The sequence below is a fragment of the Colwellia sp. Bg11-12 genome, from assembly GCF_014076955.1.
Lineage (GTDB): Bacteria > Pseudomonadota > Gammaproteobacteria > Enterobacterales > Alteromonadaceae > Colwellia_A.
The window spans coordinates 22,127-40,429 of record NZ_JACGUZ010000050.1 but is presented as its reverse complement, the minus strand read 5'-3'; the positions used below and the strand labels follow the sequence as shown (position 1 = coordinate 40,429).

14 protein-coding genes are annotated in these 18,303 nt (G+C 36.7%); 9 read left to right on the top strand and 5 right to left on the bottom strand.

Features of this window, described 5'->3' with window-relative positions; genetic code table 11:
* Window positions 1-3: 3 nt before the first annotated feature.
* Together H4J39_RS02055 and H4J39_RS02050 are read right to left on the bottom strand one after the other, a co-directional pair.
* A complete protein-coding gene (locus H4J39_RS02055; RefSeq protein WP_182225768.1) occupies window positions 4-699 on the bottom strand; it encodes an iron-containing redox enzyme family protein in 696 nt (231 codons plus the stop codon).
* Between the two features lie 79 nt (window positions 700-778).
* Complete coding sequence (locus H4J39_RS02050; RefSeq protein ID WP_182179195.1) at window positions 779-949, bottom strand: hypothetical protein; 171 nt, start codon at window positions 947-949, stop codon at window positions 779-781.
* Between the two features lie 280 nt (window positions 950-1,229).
* Here H4J39_RS02050 and H4J39_RS02045 point away from each other — a divergent pair, with 280 nt between their 5' ends.
* From H4J39_RS02045 to H4J39_RS02035, 3 genes are all read left to right on the top strand, one after another.
* Window positions 1,230-7,355 carry a response regulator gene (locus H4J39_RS02045; protein ID WP_182225767.1) on the top strand — a complete coding sequence of 2,042 codons (6,126 nt, stop codon included), beginning with the start codon at window positions 1,230-1,232 and terminating at the stop codon, window positions 7,353-7,355.
* 2 nt (window positions 7,356-7,357) lie between these two features.
* Window positions 7,358-8,269, top strand: coding sequence for a diguanylate cyclase domain-containing protein (locus H4J39_RS02040; protein WP_182225766.1), 912 nt, complete (start codon window positions 7,358-7,360; stop codon window positions 8,267-8,269).
* Window positions 8,270-8,364: 95 nt separating this feature from the next.
* On the top strand, window positions 8,365-9,819 hold the full coding sequence (locus H4J39_RS02035; protein ID WP_182225765.1) for a sensor histidine kinase: 1,455 nt from the start codon (window positions 8,365-8,367) through the stop codon (window positions 9,817-9,819).
* Here H4J39_RS02035 and H4J39_RS02030 read toward each other — a convergent pair.
* The 3 genes from H4J39_RS02030 to H4J39_RS02020 all read right to left on the bottom strand — a co-directional run bounded on the left by H4J39_RS02030 (window position 9,816) and on the right by H4J39_RS02020 (window position 12,918).
* A complete protein-coding gene (locus tag H4J39_RS02030) occupies window positions 9,816-10,868 on the bottom strand; it encodes a trypsin-like peptidase domain-containing protein (RefSeq protein ID WP_220462100.1) in 1,053 nt (350 codons plus the stop codon). The two genes, H4J39_RS02035 and H4J39_RS02030, sit on opposite strands and share 4 nt — an antisense overlap.
* Window positions 10,869-11,008: 140 nt before the next feature.
* Window positions 11,009-12,370: a Do family serine endopeptidase gene (locus H4J39_RS02025; RefSeq protein WP_182225764.1), complete on the bottom strand. Its 1,362-nt coding sequence runs from the start codon at window positions 12,368-12,370 to the stop codon at window positions 11,009-11,011.
* Window positions 12,371-12,462: 92 nt separating this feature from the next.
* Window positions 12,463-12,918 carry a YhcB family protein gene (locus H4J39_RS02020; protein WP_182225763.1) on the bottom strand — a complete coding sequence of 152 codons (456 nt, stop codon included), beginning with the start codon at window positions 12,916-12,918 and terminating at the stop codon, window positions 12,463-12,465.
* A gap of 176 nt (window positions 12,919-13,094) precedes the next feature.
* On the opposite strand from H4J39_RS02020, the gene zapE reads away from it, so the two are divergent.
* From zapE to H4J39_RS01990, 6 genes are all read left to right on the top strand, one after another.
* Complete coding sequence (zapE, locus tag H4J39_RS02015) at window positions 13,095-14,210, top strand: cell division protein ZapE (RefSeq protein ID WP_182225762.1); 1,116 nt, start codon at window positions 13,095-13,097, stop codon at window positions 14,208-14,210.
* A 273-nt stretch (window positions 14,211-14,483) separates the two neighbouring features.
* Complete coding sequence (rplM, locus tag H4J39_RS02010; RefSeq protein WP_182179214.1) at window positions 14,484-14,912, top strand: 50S ribosomal protein L13; 429 nt, start codon at window positions 14,484-14,486, stop codon at window positions 14,910-14,912.
* A 3-nt stretch (window positions 14,913-14,915) separates the two neighbouring features.
* On the top strand, window positions 14,916-15,308 hold the full coding sequence (gene rpsI / locus H4J39_RS02005) for a 30S ribosomal protein S9 (protein ID WP_182225761.1): 393 nt from the start codon (window positions 14,916-14,918) through the stop codon (window positions 15,306-15,308).
* Window positions 15,309-15,688: 380 nt separating this feature from the next.
* Window positions 15,689-16,279 (top strand): ubiquinol-cytochrome c reductase iron-sulfur subunit, encoded by a 591-nt coding sequence (gene petA / locus H4J39_RS02000; RefSeq protein WP_182225760.1) that lies wholly within the window; start codon window positions 15,689-15,691, stop codon window positions 16,277-16,279.
* Window positions 16,279-17,544 (top strand): cytochrome bc complex cytochrome b subunit, encoded by a 1,266-nt coding sequence (locus tag H4J39_RS01995; protein WP_182225759.1) that lies wholly within the window; start codon window positions 16,279-16,281, stop codon window positions 17,542-17,544. Before petA ends, H4J39_RS01995 begins: the two co-directional genes overlap by 1 nt.
* Entirely contained in the window at window positions 17,544-18,257 is a 714-nt protein-coding gene (locus H4J39_RS01990) for a cytochrome c1 (RefSeq protein WP_182225758.1), read from the top strand. Before H4J39_RS01995 ends, H4J39_RS01990 begins: the two co-directional genes overlap by 1 nt.
* Window positions 18,258-18,303: the final 46 nt, after the last annotated feature.

The following is an 18,303-nucleotide window of genomic DNA, read 5'->3' as shown; positions in this document are numbered from 1 at the left end:
ACGTTAAAATGCTGTTGCTAAAGGTTTAGGTGCCGATTTACAAATATCTTCCATCATCAACGCAATATAACGGAAGGTTTGAAATGCGCTCATTTCTATTATTCTCATGTGCTCTTCGGTTAACGGTAAAGTATTAATTAAATTGATAATGTCTTTACTGTGATGAATATCAATTTTTGCATGCAACATTACGGTATCAAACCCTGCCGCTGGCATTCCAGAATCTTTAATCATGCCATTTACGTGTTCTTCTTTGAGTGGATAAGTTTCAAGTGATCCCATATAACCAAGGAACGCGATAGGATGATGATGTTTAATCCAGTAATACTGTGAACCGATCATCGCGGCAATATTTGGTGAAGGTATACGTGAAAATACTTCTTCACGGCTCATACCTAAAATCCCAAGGTCTCTTACATACCATTCGTCATGATCTTTTTCTTCCACGATATGTTGTTTCATATAAGCAATAAGAGGCGCAGATAAGGGGTCGTTAGGTAAAGCTTCTGCGCAGCGAATAACTTCTTCCATCATTGGAATAGTTGCTCTAGCAACACTGTGGTTCATATGAATAAAGTTAATACAAATGTCTGAAAACTGCGGATGATTTCTAAAGTCATTGTTGGCATGAAATGCCTTTAAACTGATAAATTTTATACTTTCTTGAATACGTTGATAATGGGTAAGTTTTTCTGTCATTGGTCATTCCACGTTACAGTTTACAAATACAGAGCAATGAATAAGGTAACTATTATAAATTGCTCTTTAATCAGGGGATCTAAAAAGGTGCGCCAGTAGTATGTGGAATATCACCTAATTTTTTTGAAATGCTAATGACTTGTTCAACTTCTTCATTGGATAAACTTTCAATCGATTTTTTATGATCGTCATTTAGTTTTTCTTTATCAATAACGTTTGCTTCATGCAGTTTATCAGTATTAGTGCTCATACTTTTTCCTCAAGTAGTAGTAAATTATATGTTTGTCTATTCCTCAACAAGTTAAATTAATCGCTTGAATATTCTAGCTTTACTTTGCTTATATTGAGGGAGGAATTAGCTTAGCCTTAAAATAAAAACTAAACAAGAGGGATTATTCAAGATAATTTAAAATGTTAAAGATAGTTTTATGCTTCCCTTATTATTACATTATCCTTGCTTGTTTGATTCTTTTTGGTTTTAATTCAAAGTCTAATAATTCCCGCACCATAATAAAAATAAGATAATTGCTATGCGTTTAATATTCTGTCTGTTTTATTTGTTAATTTCTATTAATTTATATGCAAGTGAATCAACTATTCATTTTAGCCATTTATCCGATGTCGATGGTTTGTCTACCAATACTATTAATGATGTACTTCAAACTAAGGATGCCTTCATTTGGGTAGCAACAGTAAATGGTTTAAATCGTTATGATGGTTATCAATTTAAGGCTTTTCGCCATGATCCTGATAATATTGATACAGTCTCAGACAATTTTATAACGGCTCTGATTGAAGATAAGCAAGGTGGTTTATGGGTAGGTACCAGTGCAGGCGGCTTAAATTATTTTAACGTTAAAACTGAAAAATTTAAACATTATTTTAGTGTGTCAGAAGAAGAAAATAGTATCAGTGATAATTATATAAATAGTGTTTTTCAAGATAGTAATAACACTATTTGGATTGCAACCAAGAACGGCTTAAATAAATTCAATGTAAAAACAAAAACATTTAAACGTTTTATTTATCAAAAAAAGAACACTAAATATAACGACTTTCATTCCATTATAGAAGATAAAAAAGGGATGTTGTGGTTAACGAGCAATCGTGGGGGGCTCACTCAGTTTAACCCCGTAATAGAAACGTTCACCTATTATAGCGATAAGAATAATCAAGTGAACAATATTAACGCTGATCGAGTTAATGCCTTACTTTTAGCTAAAAATGGAGATGTTTGGCTTGGAACTAACCTAGGCATTAGTATATTTGATACCACCGATAAAAAATTTATTGATTTTATTACCCTTCCAGTAAAAGATGGTGTGGCAAATAGTAATATTCATGATATTTACCAAGACAGTAACAATGACTTCTGGATTGGCACTTTTTCAGGGCTTTATAAATATACTGCAGCGATCCAGTCATTTACTCATTTTGAAGAAAATAATAGTGATTCAAGTAGTTTAAGTTTTAATCAAATTACCGATATTTATGAAGATAAAAATTATAATTTATGGGTAGGTACTTATGGTGGAGGGCTTAATAAATTAGCGCTTAATCAATTTAACTTTGCTCATATTCAACATTCAACCACTAATATTAATAGTCTGAGTAATAACCTAGCGTTTGCTATAGCTGAGGATAATTACGATTATTTTTGGTATGGCACTTTTGGTGGTTTAAATAGGTATAATCCTAAAACGCTAACTTTCACTACATTTACCCATGATGCTAATCAAGCTAGTACTATCAGCAGTAATAATGTTTTGTCTGTTTATGTCGACAGTAAAAATAATAAATGGGTCGGTACTTACGATGGCGGCTTAAATAAACTCAGTAATAATTCAAGCGAATTCAAGCATTATCAACACCAAGCGAACGATGCTTCTAGTATTAGTCATAATTCAATTTTATCTATACAAGAAGACTATGCAAATAAATTATGGGTTGGTACTTGGGGTGGGGGATTAAATAAATTCGACACAACAAGTGGAAAATTTAACCGCTTCGTTGCTGATGGAAATGAAAATAGCCTTAGCAATAATACAGTTTGGGACATATATCAAGATCAGAAAAACCGTTTATGGGTTGGCACAGATAATGGTTTAAATTTATATCAAGAAAATAGAGAAAATTTCATCGTATTTAAGCATGACCCTGATAATCGCAATAGCTTGTCTAATAATAAAATAATGACCATTTATCAAGACAAGCAAAATATTTTCTGGTTTGGTACATGGGGGGGGCTTAACAAATATGATGAATCTACAGGGGTATTTACCCACTATCGTGAACAAGATGGGCTGGCTAACGACAGTGTATACGGCATTTTAGAAGATCCCCAAGGCACCTTATGGCTAAGTACCAATAAGGGAATTTCGCATTTTGATCCTAAAACAGAAACTTTTAAAAATTACGATGTTTATGACGGCTTACAAGGGAATGAGTTTAATGGGGGCGCTTATTATAAAAGTAAAACCGGCGAGTTGTTCTTTGGTGGGGTCAATGGCATTAGCCACTTTTTTCCTGAAAGTATTGAGAATGATAATACAATCGCTAATGTTGGTTTGACCGATTTTTTATTAAATAATATATCTGTACCGGTTATTTCGTCAAGCGTTGACGATAACATCGGTGTTGTGAATGAAAATATTTTTAGCCTTGAACAGGCGATAAATCAACTCGATAGTCTCACCCTTTCACATAATGAAAAATTAGTTACTTTTGAATTTTCAGCTCTCCACTTTTCTGAGCCAATGAGTAATAAATATGCTTACACACTTGAAGGTTTTGATGAAAAATGGGTTTATACCGATGCAAAAAACCGCCGAGCCACTTACACCAATTTACCAGCAGGCGATTATGTCTTTCGGGTAAAAGCCAGTAATGGTGACGGCTACTGGAACGAACAAGGAAAGTCATTAAACGTTAAGGTGTTACCCGCGCCATGGCTTTCTTGGTGGGCGTTTACTTTTTATTTTATTGTCGGTATTGGCGCGCTAATCTCTTATATTTATCGTTTGAATTACCAACGTTTAAAAGAGCAAGCCATTAATTTACGTTTAACCCGCGTTGATAAATTGAAAGATGAATTTTTAGCCAATACTTCCCATGAGTTACGTACGCCCTTAAACGGTATTATTGGTTTAGCTGAATCGTTAATCGACGGTGTGGCAGGGCAATTACCTGATAAAGCCAATCACGATTTATCTATGGTAGTGGCAAGTGGTCGGCGTTTGTCTAACTTAGTGAACGATATTTTAGATTTCTCTAAGTTAAAAAACCATGGTTTGCAGATCCACACTTCAGCAATTGATATTAACAGCATGATTGATGTGGTATTCACGTTATCTCGTGCAACATTAAAAATCAAAGATTTAGTGCTAGTCAATAATATTGCCAGCGATTTTCCTGCGGTAGAGGCAGATGAAGACCGATTACAGCAAATTCTTTTTAATATTGTCGGTAACGCGATTAAATTTACCGAGTCAGGCACTATTACTGTTTCAGCCCAACTCGTTGGTAATAGTGAAAGTGACGAGCAACAGTTTGTTTGTATTGATATTACCGATACCGGTATCGGTATCGCCGCAGAAAATTTATCAACCATTTTCGAATCTTTTGAACAAATATCAGGAGATGAAACACGCGGTGCCAGTGGTACAGGTTTAGGTTTAGCGGTATCTAAACAGTTAGTTGAATTGCATGGTGGCAAAATCACCGTAAGCTCTACGCTTAATAAAGGGAGTACCTTTAGTTTTACTTTACCTGTTTATACGCTTGGTGGCAGTGAAATTGGTGCATCGTCGCCCCTGTTTGATGGAAAAAACGAGCAAACTAAACAGCAATTGTCACGTTTACAGGCGTTAGATGACACCATAGAATATTTCCCCCTCGACAATGAATTCAATAAAGCTGCAAGTGGCTCTATCGCAAGTAAAGATAATCGTGATTTTAGGGTATTGATTGTTGATGACGATGCGATTAATCGCCAAGTGCTACATAATTATTTATTGCCACTTAACTATCAATTGTTTCAGGCCAATGGCGGCGAACAAGCATTAGCGTTTATTGAAAAAGCGAGTGAAGGTCTGCCTGAAGGAGAACGTCCGTTCGATTTGATTTTACTTGATATTATGATGCCAAAGGTTTCAGGTTATGAAGTGTGTAGAAAGCTTCGTGAAACTTATTTAGTGAACGAATTACCGGTGATTTTCTTAACCGCTAAAAATCAGGTCGTCGATTTAGTTGAAAGTTTTGCTGCTGGCGGTAATGACTATTTAACGAAACCTATTTCGAAGCACGAACTGTTGTCTCGTGTAGAAACGCATTTAACCTTACTTGATATCAATCGTAGTTTAGAGCAGAAAGTGGCTGAACGAACCGTTGAACTTGAACATGCGATGCAAGCGAAAGGCGAGTTCTTGGCAAAAATGAGTCATGAAATTCGCACACCGATGAATGCTATTATTGGTTTAGGTTATTTAACACTTAAAACAAATTTAGATCCCCATCAGAAAGATTTAATTGGGAAAACACAAGACGCCTCGCAAGCGCTTTTAGGGCTAATTAACGATATTCTCGATTTCTCAAAAATAGAAGCGGGTAAAATGTCGGTAGAATCTGTCACCATGAATATGGGCGGATTGATTAAGAAAACCAATAATATTTGTGCCTTGCGTGCGCATGCTAAAAACTTAGAACTTATTGTAAAAGTGCACAGAGATGTGCCAAAACATATTAAGTCTGATCCGATACGCTTGCAGCAAATTCTGGTGAACTTAGTGAGTAATGCAATAAAGTTTACTGACCAAGGTCACATTCTTATTGAAGTCGGTTTGGCTAATCAGCCATTAACTAAAGATGACGATAGCAAATTAACACTTGAGTTCAGTGTTTCTGATACCGGTATCGGTTTAGAAACCGCTACAATGAACAACCTCTTTCAGTCGTTTACGCAAGCGGACAGTTCTATTACTCGTAAATTTGGAGGTACGGGTTTAGGTCTCTCAATTTGTAAAGAGCTGAGCGGCTTAATGGGCGGTGAAGTTTGGGTTGAGAGTACGTTAGGTGAAGGCAGTAAATTTAGTTTTAATATCGTCTGTGAAAAAAGCGATTTACCCGTGAGTGAATTGGAAAATATTGATGCTATTAAAGGACTCAATATTTTAGTGGTTGATGACAACGAGCTTTGTTTAAGTGTGATCACTGAATTATTACAAGAGTTTCATTGTGAAATTACTGCCGTTGAAAGTGCAGAAACAGCATTAGAGCTGTTAGCCACAGCAAAAAGTAATGATCAATCTTACGACCTAGTTATTACCGATTGGCGTATGCCTAATATGGATGGCATTGCCTTTGCAAAAGCCATACAAGATGATAAAAACCTTTACGACGTTCGAGCCGTATTAATGGTAACTGCTTTCGATAAAAATGATGCTATGCCGTTAGCGAGTTCTGCTGGTATTGATGGGTTTTTAGAAAAACCCGTTAATGCTACGGTGCTTTTAGAGGCCATGATGGACGCATTGAAAATTGATCTTGATGAAGATTTTTATAGCATGAAAAATGCGAGTTTAATGGATTTCTCATCAACAGATATATTGTTAGTTGAAGACAATGAATTAAACCAACAAGTGGTGTTAGGCTTTTTAGAAGATACCAAAGCTAAGGTTGATGTTGCGAGTAATGGTTTAATTGCTTTAGAAAAATTAGCCAATAAAAACTATGACCTTGTCTTGATGGATATACAAATGCCTGAAATGGATGGTGTAACCGCAACACAAGAAATTAGAAAACAAGCTCGATTTAACGCGCTGCCTATTATTGCTATGACCGCCCACGCGATGCCTGATGAACTGAACAAATGTTTAGACGTAGGCATGAATGAATACTTTACTAAACCCATAGATCCCAACGCTCTATTTAGCCTGATGGCAAAATACTTAAGTGATAAAATTAATGGGGTGCAAAATAAGAATGATCATTGCACAGAAAAATCGTCTGATATTGCTGAGTTAGTTATTGAACCACCTAGCGAGACGTTAATGGAACGTATTACAAAACTGACCTGTTTAGACAGTAAAAAAGCCTTGTTGGCTATGGGCGGCAGACAGCATATTTATGAGAAACTGGTCATCGATTTTTATAAAAGTACAAAAGTATTGCCTATGGAATTAGAGCAGGCTTACCAAGATAAAGACTTTAATACATTATATCGACTTGCTCATTCTTTAAAATCAAATGCTGCTTATATTGGTGCTTATTATTTAGCTGATTTGTCGGCTGAATTAGAAGGTCATATAAAAGAGCAACCAGAAAACTGTGCGTCGCCCATGAAGCGACTCATTAACGAACATCAAATAATATTGTCGGCTTTAACAACTTTAACGGATCATGATAGTAGCGTTTCTTTGGGTGAACAACCTAAGGTGTCGATTAATAAAGAGTTGCTGACTGTGTTACTTAATTCTATGGTGCACTTACTTGAGCAAGAAAATGCTGAAGTAGAAGATTTATTACCAGCATTGGCAGAGTATACTCAAGGTAGTGATCTCGGCAGTCTCGTTGATAGTATTGTCGAATTAATTGAAGATGTTGAATACGCTAGCGCATTAAAATGTATCGAAGCATTAAAAAATAAACTGGTATCGTAAGCATGAAAACTTTAGATCAAAGCATATTAATTGTTGATGACGATAAAGCAAATCGTAAAATGTTGAAAGAATTGTTACAAGAACAAGCAAAAATTATTTTTGCAAAAAACGGTCAACAAGCGAAAAAATTAGCTATAAAGCATGTGCCTGATCTTATTCTATTAGATGTGGTTATGCCTGATTTATCTGGTTTTGAGGTTATTGATATTTTAAAAAATGATCCTAAAACGATGAATATTTCCGTGATTTTTATCACGGGTTTAGCCAATGACGACGATGAAGAGCGTGGTTTTAATTTAGGGGGCTGTGACTATATTTATAAACCCTTTAAATCGAACATTGTTATAGCACGAGTGATGATGCATTTAGAGTTAATTCGTCAACGAAAAATGCTAGACGAAATTGCCCATATTGATGCTTTAACCGGGGTTAATAATCGCCGTAAAATGGATGTTGTTCTAAAAGACGAAGTGGCTGCTAACAAGCAAGATAACACGACGTTATTAGTGGGCCTTATCGATATTGACTACTTCAAGCAATATAACGATAACTACGGTCATGGTGCTGGCGATGTAGCTTTAAGACAAGTTGGACAGGCACTACGTGAAATTTGTTTACGACCACGAGATTTTGTTGCGCGTTATGGCGGTGAAGAATTTGTTATAATTTTACCTGATTGTGATAAAGCAAGCGCTGACATTTTGCTCAGTAATATTGCTCAAGCCATAAAAGACAAAATGATTAAACATGAATACTCTAGGGTGTCTAAGCAGTTAACGGTCAGTGTGGGGGCCGTTGTTGTGAAGTCATCAGAGTCAGCTGTTGTCGCTGGTATTATGAAAAAAGCTGATGCTTTATTGTACCAGGCGAAAAATAACGGCCGAAATCAGTGGTGTATTGCTGAATTGTATTAACGTTTTTTTTTATATAAAAAAACCTCATGTTATTCACTTTCTTTAATTCAATATTTTACTAAACTTAATACAACGACATTAAGTGAGGTTTACCATTGTCTACTCCTGAAAATAGTGCCACTTCAAAGCTTAATGCATTAAATAGCCAACAATATATCCTGCAGCTTGAACAAGAACTTGCTGACAGGAAGCGTTCTGAAAAGCTTCATCATGCGCTATTTAAAATAGCGTCGATAGATTATAACAATAATAATCTCGATTCATTTTATCAAAACGTTCATAACATCATTGCTGAACTCGTTTATTCAAAGAACTTTTTTATTGCTTTATATAGTGAAGAAGACTTCAGTTTAACGATCCCCTACTTTATTGATGAAAAAGACGAGCACGATCTTGTTGGCAGAAAGTGGCTAATGGGCAAGGGGGTTAGTTCCTATGTCATCAGAACCCGCAAAGCGCAATTATTAGATATTACGCAAATAAATAAGCTTATTGCGCGTGGGGAAATAGAGGAAGTTATTGGTTCAACAGACTTTACCTCATGGATGGGGGCACCGATGATTTCAGCTAACTTTTTACATGGGTTAATTGTGATTCAAAGTTACGATAAAGATATTATTTATAACAAAGACGATCTTTTGCTACTTAATTTTGTGGCGCAACATGTGGCGAATGCTATTGATACAGTGGTAAATAGCCAGCAGCGAAAAGAATCTCAGTTAAAAATGGCTAAGCAACATCGTCTACTTGAGCAAAAAAATAGAGATTTAAATCGAGCGATTAAACAATTAAATATAACGCAAGAAGAACTGATACAAAAAGAAAAGATGGCCTCACTGGGTGGTCTTGTGGCGGGGATTGCGCATGAAATTAATACCCCGTTAGGTATTTGTGTTACGGGTGTTAGCCATTTACAAGAAGAGTATAAAATAGTAAAGCGTTCGGTCGATAATAAATCAATTACAGAACTACAATTGATGAATTTTTTTGAAGATATTGAAGAGGTGCTGACGATTCTTGCCACGAATACTCAGCGTAGTGCATCGCTAGTGAATAGCTTTAAGCAAGTGGCCGTAGATCAATCATCTAATGAGGTACGAAATATTAATGTACTTCAATATATTGATGAAATTATTTTATCATTAAGACCAACATTAAAAAAAACCCAAATAACGATTGATGTTGAATGTGACTCAACATTATCCGTTAATGTTAATGCAGGAGCTATTTCACAAATATTCAGTAACTTAATTTTAAATTCTGTCAATCATGCTTTTGCCAAAGGCGCTAAAGGCAGAGTACTCATCGAAGTATATAAAAAGAAAGAAAGTATTATTATTAGATATCGAGATGATGGTATAGGTATTGATGATGAAGCGCTTAAGTTACTTTTTGAACCCTTCTACACGACGAAAAGAGGAGAAGGGGGCAGTGGCTTAGGAACACACTTAGTTTACAACCTAGTTATTAGTGCGATTAAAGGTAAAATAACAGTTAAAAGCCAAGTGGGTAAGGGCTTAGCTTATCTGATTAAATTTCCTATGGCTTAACTTTTTGGCTTTTCAGCAATGGTAACCGACACTTCTAATAACTGTTTTTTTCTAACTAACTTAAAAGGCAGCGTTGTACCGGGTTTTGTTTCTGCAACAATGTCTAGGGCCTGAGGAAATGAATTGATCGCGACATTATTTATTTCATAAATAATGTCGCCTGGTTTCAAGCCAGCTTTAAATGCGGGGCTGTTATCTTCAACAGTATCAATAGCAAACCCTTTCATTGTATTTTGTGATGGTGAAACAGATACACCTAAATAACCACGAATAACTCGGCCATTGGTAATAATCTTCATCATCACTTTATGGGCGAGTGAATAAGGTACGGCGAAAAATATACCTTGAATACTTCTTTCTTTATTGGTGAACTTTCTTGAATTAATGCCGACTAATTCTCCGTTAGTATTTATAAGTGCACCGCCAGAATTACCTTCATTGATTGCGGCATCCATTTGTAATAACTCTAAGTAATTAATAACACTTAAACCACTACGACCTGTTGCACTAATAACTCCTTGGGTGACTGTCTGCCCTAAATTCAACGGGTTACCTATCGCAAGAACCACATCACCAACAAGTGATTGTAAGTTAGCTCTTTGGGGGATCACGGGTAAATTGCTTGTTTCAACTTTGAGTACGGCTAAGTCAGTTTCAGCATCAAAGCCAATTAATTCTGCAGGAAATTGCTGGCCATTCTGGAGTAACACCGTGATTAAGTCAGCATTTTGCACTACATGATAATTAGTTAAAATGTAACCATCGGCATGCATGATAACACCTGACCCTAAGTTAGTAGGTCTTCTTGCTTTTGCTCGATATACGGGGTTTGAATTTATTTCTTCAGAATAAATATTCACCACAGCTGGGCTAGCGGTGCTTACAGCTTTTGCATAAGACAGAGGCTGTTGGGGTTGCTGTTGATTTTTTTGAAGTACTTGCAAAGTATTCGTGCGTAACTCGGGTACTAATAGGAGTAAAGCAACAGCTATCATTACACCGTAACTGGCCGGGCGAACAATATATTTTATTAGGTTGATTATGTTCAAAATTAATTTTTATTATAAGTATGTAATATCGTTAATCATAGCATAAGCTTAATTAAATCTTATAGTTTGAAAATAGTATTACTCATAAAAAAAGGCTCATAAAGAGCCTTTAAATTAATTTTGATGTTTACTTTTTAGTGTTAGCGGATCATTAAAAATAATGTGCTATTACCTCTGATAATATTTATTGCAAAAACACCTTTATTATCATTTAAGTAACTACGTAATTCACCTATAGATTTTATACGTGTGCGGTTTATTCCACTGATAATATCACCTTTTTGAAGGCCAATGAAAGCTGCTGGACTTTCTTCTGCTACTGATTTTATATCAATACCTTGACCATTTGCGCTATTTTCAAGCTCAGCGCCATCTAACATCTTGTGAATGCTTGCTGCTTCGACTTTGGCTGTTTCTTGCTTTTTAAGGGTAACGTTATAGGTTTTTTCAGAGCCGTCTTTTTTAATCACGGTTAATTCGACACTCTTACCTGCGCCAATCGAGCCTATTTTTCCTCGTATTGCCGCAAAGGTCTTCACCATTTTCCCATTAACTTTAGTAATAACATCACCAGACTCAATACCGGCTTCGTCTGCTGCTGAATCAGCTTCTACTTGCTCAATAAAACCACCTTGGCTTGATTCAAGCTCTAAAGCTTCAGCGATTTCACCATTAACACTGCGTCCTAATACACCTAATACTCCGCGGCGTACTTCACCAAATTCAATGAGCTGTTTAACGATGTTGTCGACCATATTGCTCGGTATAGCAAAGCCAATACCAACATTTCCACCATTTGGACCTAATATAGCCGTATTAATACCGACAAGTTTTCCTTGTAAGTTAATTAATGCCCCACCTGAATTACCACTATTAATAGCCGCATCAGTTTGAATGAAGTCTTCATAATTTTGCGCGTTTAATCCGCTACGTCCTAAGGCACTTATAATACCTGAGGTTACGGTTTGACCTAAACCAAAAGGGCTACCAATAGCGACAGCAAAATCTCCAACACGTATATTATCTGAGTCGGCGAGATTTACTTCTACTAAGTCTTTGGCTTCTATTTGCAGTAAAGCGATATCACTACTGGCATCAGAGCCAATTTTTTTCGCTGTAATTTGACGACCATCTTTTAAGGTTATTTGAATTTCGTCAGCTTCATTAATTACATGACTGTTAGTAACAATGTAACCTTGTTCAGCATCGATAATGACACCTGATCCCAAACCTCGAAATTCTCGCTTTCTTGATTGGTTTTCATTTTGATTGGGGTTACCAAAGAAAAATTTAAAGGCTTCTGGTACTTTTGATTTTTCTACATGGGTACCTGTAACAGAAATTAACACGACACCTGGTGTTACCTTTTCTAGCATGGGCGCTAAACTTGGCATTTGTTGACCACTAACGGAAAAAGGTAAATTTGCGTGGACGGGCAAACTGGCAACGGCAATAGAGCCCGATAATAAAATACTTGTTGCTAAAACAGACAGTTTTTTCATAAATGAGACAACCTTTCTATAAATATAATGATTTAATGTAATTTATATACCTAACTGAAGACCTAAGCTGTTTATGTTAGTTCAAGATAGCCTTACCCTACATTTGTAACACTTTGTTTCTTGTCAGCAAAAAGACCACTGGCTTGATCTGAATAGTCACGTGGGGGCTCAGTACCTGATTCTTCATTTTTACGCTCGGCTTTGCTATGGCGCAGCGATACTGTTTGAGCAAGTTGCTCTTGGGTTTCTTTTGAGAAAAATGGCATGCCGTCAACTTCTAAAGGTGTTGCTTGTTTTAGCAGTTGCGTACTTTTTTCCATTTGTTTCATTGCTGTTTGACAGGTGCTATTCATTTTATCTAATAGTTTTGTCGAATCATCTAAATGTTCGGCAACGTCTAGTTTATATTGTGCTAAAGCGGCTTCACTATTACTGACACGTTCACTGAGTTTCTGATTGTCTTTGACTGAGGCAGATAAAAAGCGACTAGCAACAAAACCCATTGCCGTACCAACGATTAAAAGAAAAATTGCTAAAACTATATCCATAGTGTGAAACCCTCGTTATATTCGTAAAAATTAGTAAAAATATATGAACTTATTTTGTATAATAGCGCTTCTGTTCGCGCTTACCTAATGAATATGATTGCGAATTTGTTAATTTCAAGAAAATATTCCATTAGTCCTTCAAAGACTCTGTGTAACAAAATATAAGTGGCCAAGAAATGATCAAGCTTTCACCTTTAGATAAGTATAATCAAGATTTAACCCGTGATGATTTTTTATATGACGAGGCGCAAGAAAATGCAGTAAAAAATTTACAGCGTTTGTACGAAGATCTTCAAAATAAACCTTTACCTGTTAAAGGATTTAAAAAAGTACTCAATCGCTGGAAGCGGATTGTTTCTCAATCGGAAACTAAAACCATTCAGGGACTTTATTTTTGGGGGGGCGTTGGTCGCGGAAAAACTTACTTGGTTGATACATTCTATGATTGTCTGCCTTTTGAAAATAAAATGCGTGTTCACTTTCACCGCTTTATGCATCGGGTTCATCAAGAATTAAAAACTTTAACAGGACAAGCTGACCCCTTAAAAATAATAGCGAAACGTTTTGCTGACGAAACCTGCATCATTTGTTTTGATGAATTTTTTGTTTCTGATATCACCGACGCAATGATCCTCGGATCTTTATTTGAAGAGCTGTTTGCTCATAACGTTACACTCGTTGCAACGTCGAATATTATTCCTAATGATCTTTACCGTAATGGTTTACAACGTGAGCGATTTTTACCCGCGATTAATCTTATTAATCAGCACTGTGATGTGGTTAATGTTGATAGCGGAATTGATTATCGTTTACGTACTTTAGAGCAAGCTGAAATTTTTCACTCCCCACTTGATGCACAAGCCAGTGAGAATTTAGCTGAATACTTTATAAAACTTTCTGTGACACCAGGAAGTAAAAACGTTGATATAGCAATAAACGGCCGTCCACTTCTTGCGATTGAAGAATCTGACGGTATTGTGCATTTTGATTTTTCAGTATTGTGTGAGTCAGCACGTAGCCAAACTGATTATATGGAATTAAGTCGTTTATATCACACGGTACTATTAGCCAACGTAAAGCAGATGAGTGTTGAACGCGAAGACGCGGCACGTCGTTTTATTGCGCTGGTTGATGAATTTTATGAGCGCAATGTGAAATTAATAATTTCTGCAGAAGTCGATATGGAAAATTTATACAGTCACGGCGGTCTAGTCTTTGAATTTAAGCGTTGTTTAAGTCGTTTACAAGAAATGCAGTCCCATGATTATTTAGCAAGTAAGCATTTACCGTAAGTTCAATTTTAAAATATTTATCCTAGGATTTATTATTTAACGGATAAAAGTGTAAATAAAGTGCAATTGATTGTGATTTATACGTGATCTTATAGGATAACTTCTGTATAATCCGCGCTCCCTGCGTTACAAATGCCTACTGTTTTTGACTTTTGTGAAAAGTAGTGGCGATGGACTCGATACTCGAAGGGGTAGAGCGTGGTCTTTTTAACCGGTGGTGTTAATTCTTAACATTCATCATTTAAAGTAACATAATAAATATTGGGTTTTTTAATGAAAACTTTTGTAGCAAAACCAGAAAGCGTACAACGCGAATGGTTCTTAGTGGACGCCGAAAATAAAACTTTAGGTCGTATCGCTACTGAAATTGCAAGCCGTTTACGCGGAAAGCATAAAGCAGAATATACTCCTCACGTAGATACTGGCGATTACATCGTTGTTATCAATGCTGAGAAAGTGAAAGTAACTGGTAATAAAGCGAAGGGTAAAATTTACTACTCGCATACAGAATTCCCAGGCGGTCTTAAGCAAATTAGCTTTGAAAAGTTAATTGTAAAAGCTCCAGAGCGTGTTTTAGAATTTGCTGTTAAAGGTATGTTACCTAAAGGTCCTTTAGGTCGTGAAATGTTCCGTAAGCTTAAAGTTTACGCGGGCACTGAACATAAGCATACTGCACAACAACCACAACTTTTGGAGCTTTAAGCAATGGCTGATAATCAATATTACGGTACTGGTCGTCGCAAGAGCTCAACTGCTCGTGTGTTCATGAAAGCTGGTAACGGTGCAATTACAATTAACAAGCGTGACATTTCTGTATACTTTGGTCGTGAAACGGCTCGTATGGTTGTTCGTCAACCATTAGAATTAGTTGAAATGGTAGAAAAGTTTGACTTTAACATCACTGTTGTCGGTGGTGGTATTTCTGGTCAAGCTGGCGCAATTCGTCACGGTATTACTCGTGCATTAATGGAGTTCGATGAAACTTTACGTGGTTCTCTACGTGTAGCTGGTTTCGTAACTCGTGATGCTCGTAAAGTTGAACGTAAGAAAGTTGGTTTACACAAGGCTCGTAAAAAGCCACAATTTTCAAAACGTTAATATTTACCTTATACGTTTTCAAAAAACCGACTTCATGTCGGTTTTTTTATATCTACAATTCAGAAATACCTCCCAAAATATTACAATTAGTCTTTTCGATAAAATAGCTAATGAGAAACTATTTTTTTATCCGCGATTTTTAAATAATAATCTTTCGTATTTAGCGGAGTGTCTAATGTGGTAAAGTCAGTGATATAAAGATATATAACTGATGTTTCGCTTATTTTTACTTGTAAAAAAGTGCGTATTTCTTTATTATCAGAAAAATTTTTGTCGCAAGTTTGGGCAAACAATTGGAAATTATTTCCTCTCGCAGCTCACTGTAGCTGTGAGAATAATTATTCGAATTTGTTTGAAACAATGTTATTTGGAGATTTTGAATGAGCAATGCGCCCGTGAATAACGGCCGTCGACGCTTTTTAACTGCTGCTACTTCGGTAGTAGGTGGTGTTGGTGTTGTCGGTTTGGCTGTGCCTTTCATTGGTTCTTGGAACCCTAGTGCTAGAGCGAAAGCTGCTGGTGCTCCGGTTGAAGTCAATGTGAGTAAAATAGAACCAGGTCAATTAATCCGCGCTGAATGGCGAGGAAAACCTGTTTATGTGGTCCGTAGAACTGAAGAAATATTATCAACTTTAGCGGCGCATGACGGTCAATTGAAAGACCCAGGTTCAGAAGAGCCTCAACAACCTACTTATGCAACGAATGCATATCGTTCAATTAAACCCGAATTCATGGTGGCTTTAGGTGTTTGTACTCACCTAGGTTGTGCGCCTACTCACCATAAAGGTGATTTTGAAGAGTTTGTTGAGGGAGTTAAAGACGGTTTCTTTTGTCCTTGTCACGGTTCGAAATTTGACATGGCTGGTCGTGTTTTTCAAAGCGTTCCTGCACCAACAAATTTGGTGGTTCCTGAACATTCATTCCCAACAGCAGACACTTTGTTAATTGGTGTTAGCGCAGGAGAAGCATAATGTTTGCAAATTTTATGGCCTGGATTGATAAGCGTTTACCGTTAACTGACGCAGTAAACAAGCACGCTGGACAATACCCTGCACCTAAAAACTTTAACTTTTGGTATGTCTTTGGTGTTTTAGCGAGTGTCGTACTCGTCAACCAATTGTTAACGGGTGTTTGGTTAACAATGAGCTATGAGCCATCAGGCGAAGGTGCGTTCGCTTCTGTAGAATATATCATGCGTGATGTTGATTATGGCTGGTTACTTCGTTATATGCACTCTACAGGGGCGTCAGCGTTCTTTGTTGTTGTTTATATGCATATGTTCCGTGGCATGATGTACGGTTCATATCAAAAGCCTCGTGAGTTACTTTGGATCTTCGGTATGTTGATCTTTTTAGTGCTTATGGCTGAAGCTTTTATGGGTTACTTATTACCTTGGGGTAATATGTCTTATTGGGGCGCGCAGGTTATTATTTCACTGTTTGGCGCTATTCCAATTATAGGTGATGACTTAACACTTTGGATACGTGGTGATTACGTTATATCAGGCGCTACCTTAAACCGTTTCTTTGCCTTACATGTTATTGCAATGCCACTGGTTTTAGTTGTATTAGTTTTCTTACATATTCTTGCACTTCATGAAGTGGGTTCGAACAACCCTGAAGGCACCGATATTAAAAAACCTAAAGGCAGTGTGCCATTAGAAGAGCAAAGTAAATTTACTTTCCATGAGCAATATACTAAAAAATACGACATTGTAGATGCAATACCGTTCCATCCCTATTACACCGTAAAAGATCTAGTAGCGATTGTTATTTTCTTAATCATTTTCTGTTGGGTAATGTTTTTTGCACCAGAAGGCGGTGGCTACTTTATGGAAGCGCCAAACTTTGAACCTGCAAACGGCTTGAAAACACCAGAGCATATTGCTCCTGTTTGGTACTTTGGTCCTTTCTATACCATTTTACGTGTTATCCCTGATAAGCTATTAGGCGCTGTTGGCATGTTCTCTGCAATTATAGTTTTATTCTTATTGCCTTGGTTTGATCGCGGCACAGTTAAATCTATTAAGTTCCGTTGTACTGCTCATACCGTTAATTTAATACAATTTGTTGTTTGTTTTATTGCCTTAGGTATTTTAGGTACGTTGCCATCAACACCCATTAATAACTTAATTGGTACTATTGCTACGTTTGGTTATTTTGGATTCTTTATTGCCTTATGGGTATACAGCAAGAACGAAAAAACTAAGCCAGTTCCAGAGAGGGTATCAGGATAATGAATAAATTTATTAGAGCTTTTACTTTCGGGATTTTTGCGCTTGTGCCAATGTTAACCCTTGCTGCTAGCAGTGGTGTTCATTTAGACAAAGCGGGTAATGATTTAAGTGATAAAGAGTCACTTAAACGTGGTTTTCAATCTTACATCAATTATTGTTTAGGTTGTCACCAGTTACAGTACCAAAGATACAATCGTACTTTTGATGATTTAGGTATTAGTGAAGCAGATGGTATTGCTAATTACATGTATACTGGTGAAAAATTGGGTGATCATATTACTAATACTATGCCAGCAAAAGATGCGGCTAAATGGTTTGGTAATACACCACCTGATTTAACGTTAATGGCGCGTTTAAAACCAGGGCCTGATTATATTTATACTTACTTGCGCTCTTTTTACGTTGATCCTGAACGTCCATTTGGCGTTAATAATACCGTATTAAAAAATGCGGGTATGCCTCATGTTTTACAGGGTTTACAAGGTGTTCGTACGATGGACGAACATGGTAAACTCAGTGAAGCTACGGGTGGTTCTATGACCGTTGAAGAATACGATGCTTTTGTTCGTGATTTAGCCAACTTCTTAGAGTACACCGGTGAGCCAAGCAAGCTTAAACGTGAAGCGATGGGATATTGGGTAATAGGCTTCTTATTTATTTTCCTTATTTTTGCTTACTTACTTAAAGTTGAATATTGGAAGGATGTACACTAACAATTATTGTTAATGTACAGCGTTTTATTTACGGGGGGCTTTGGCC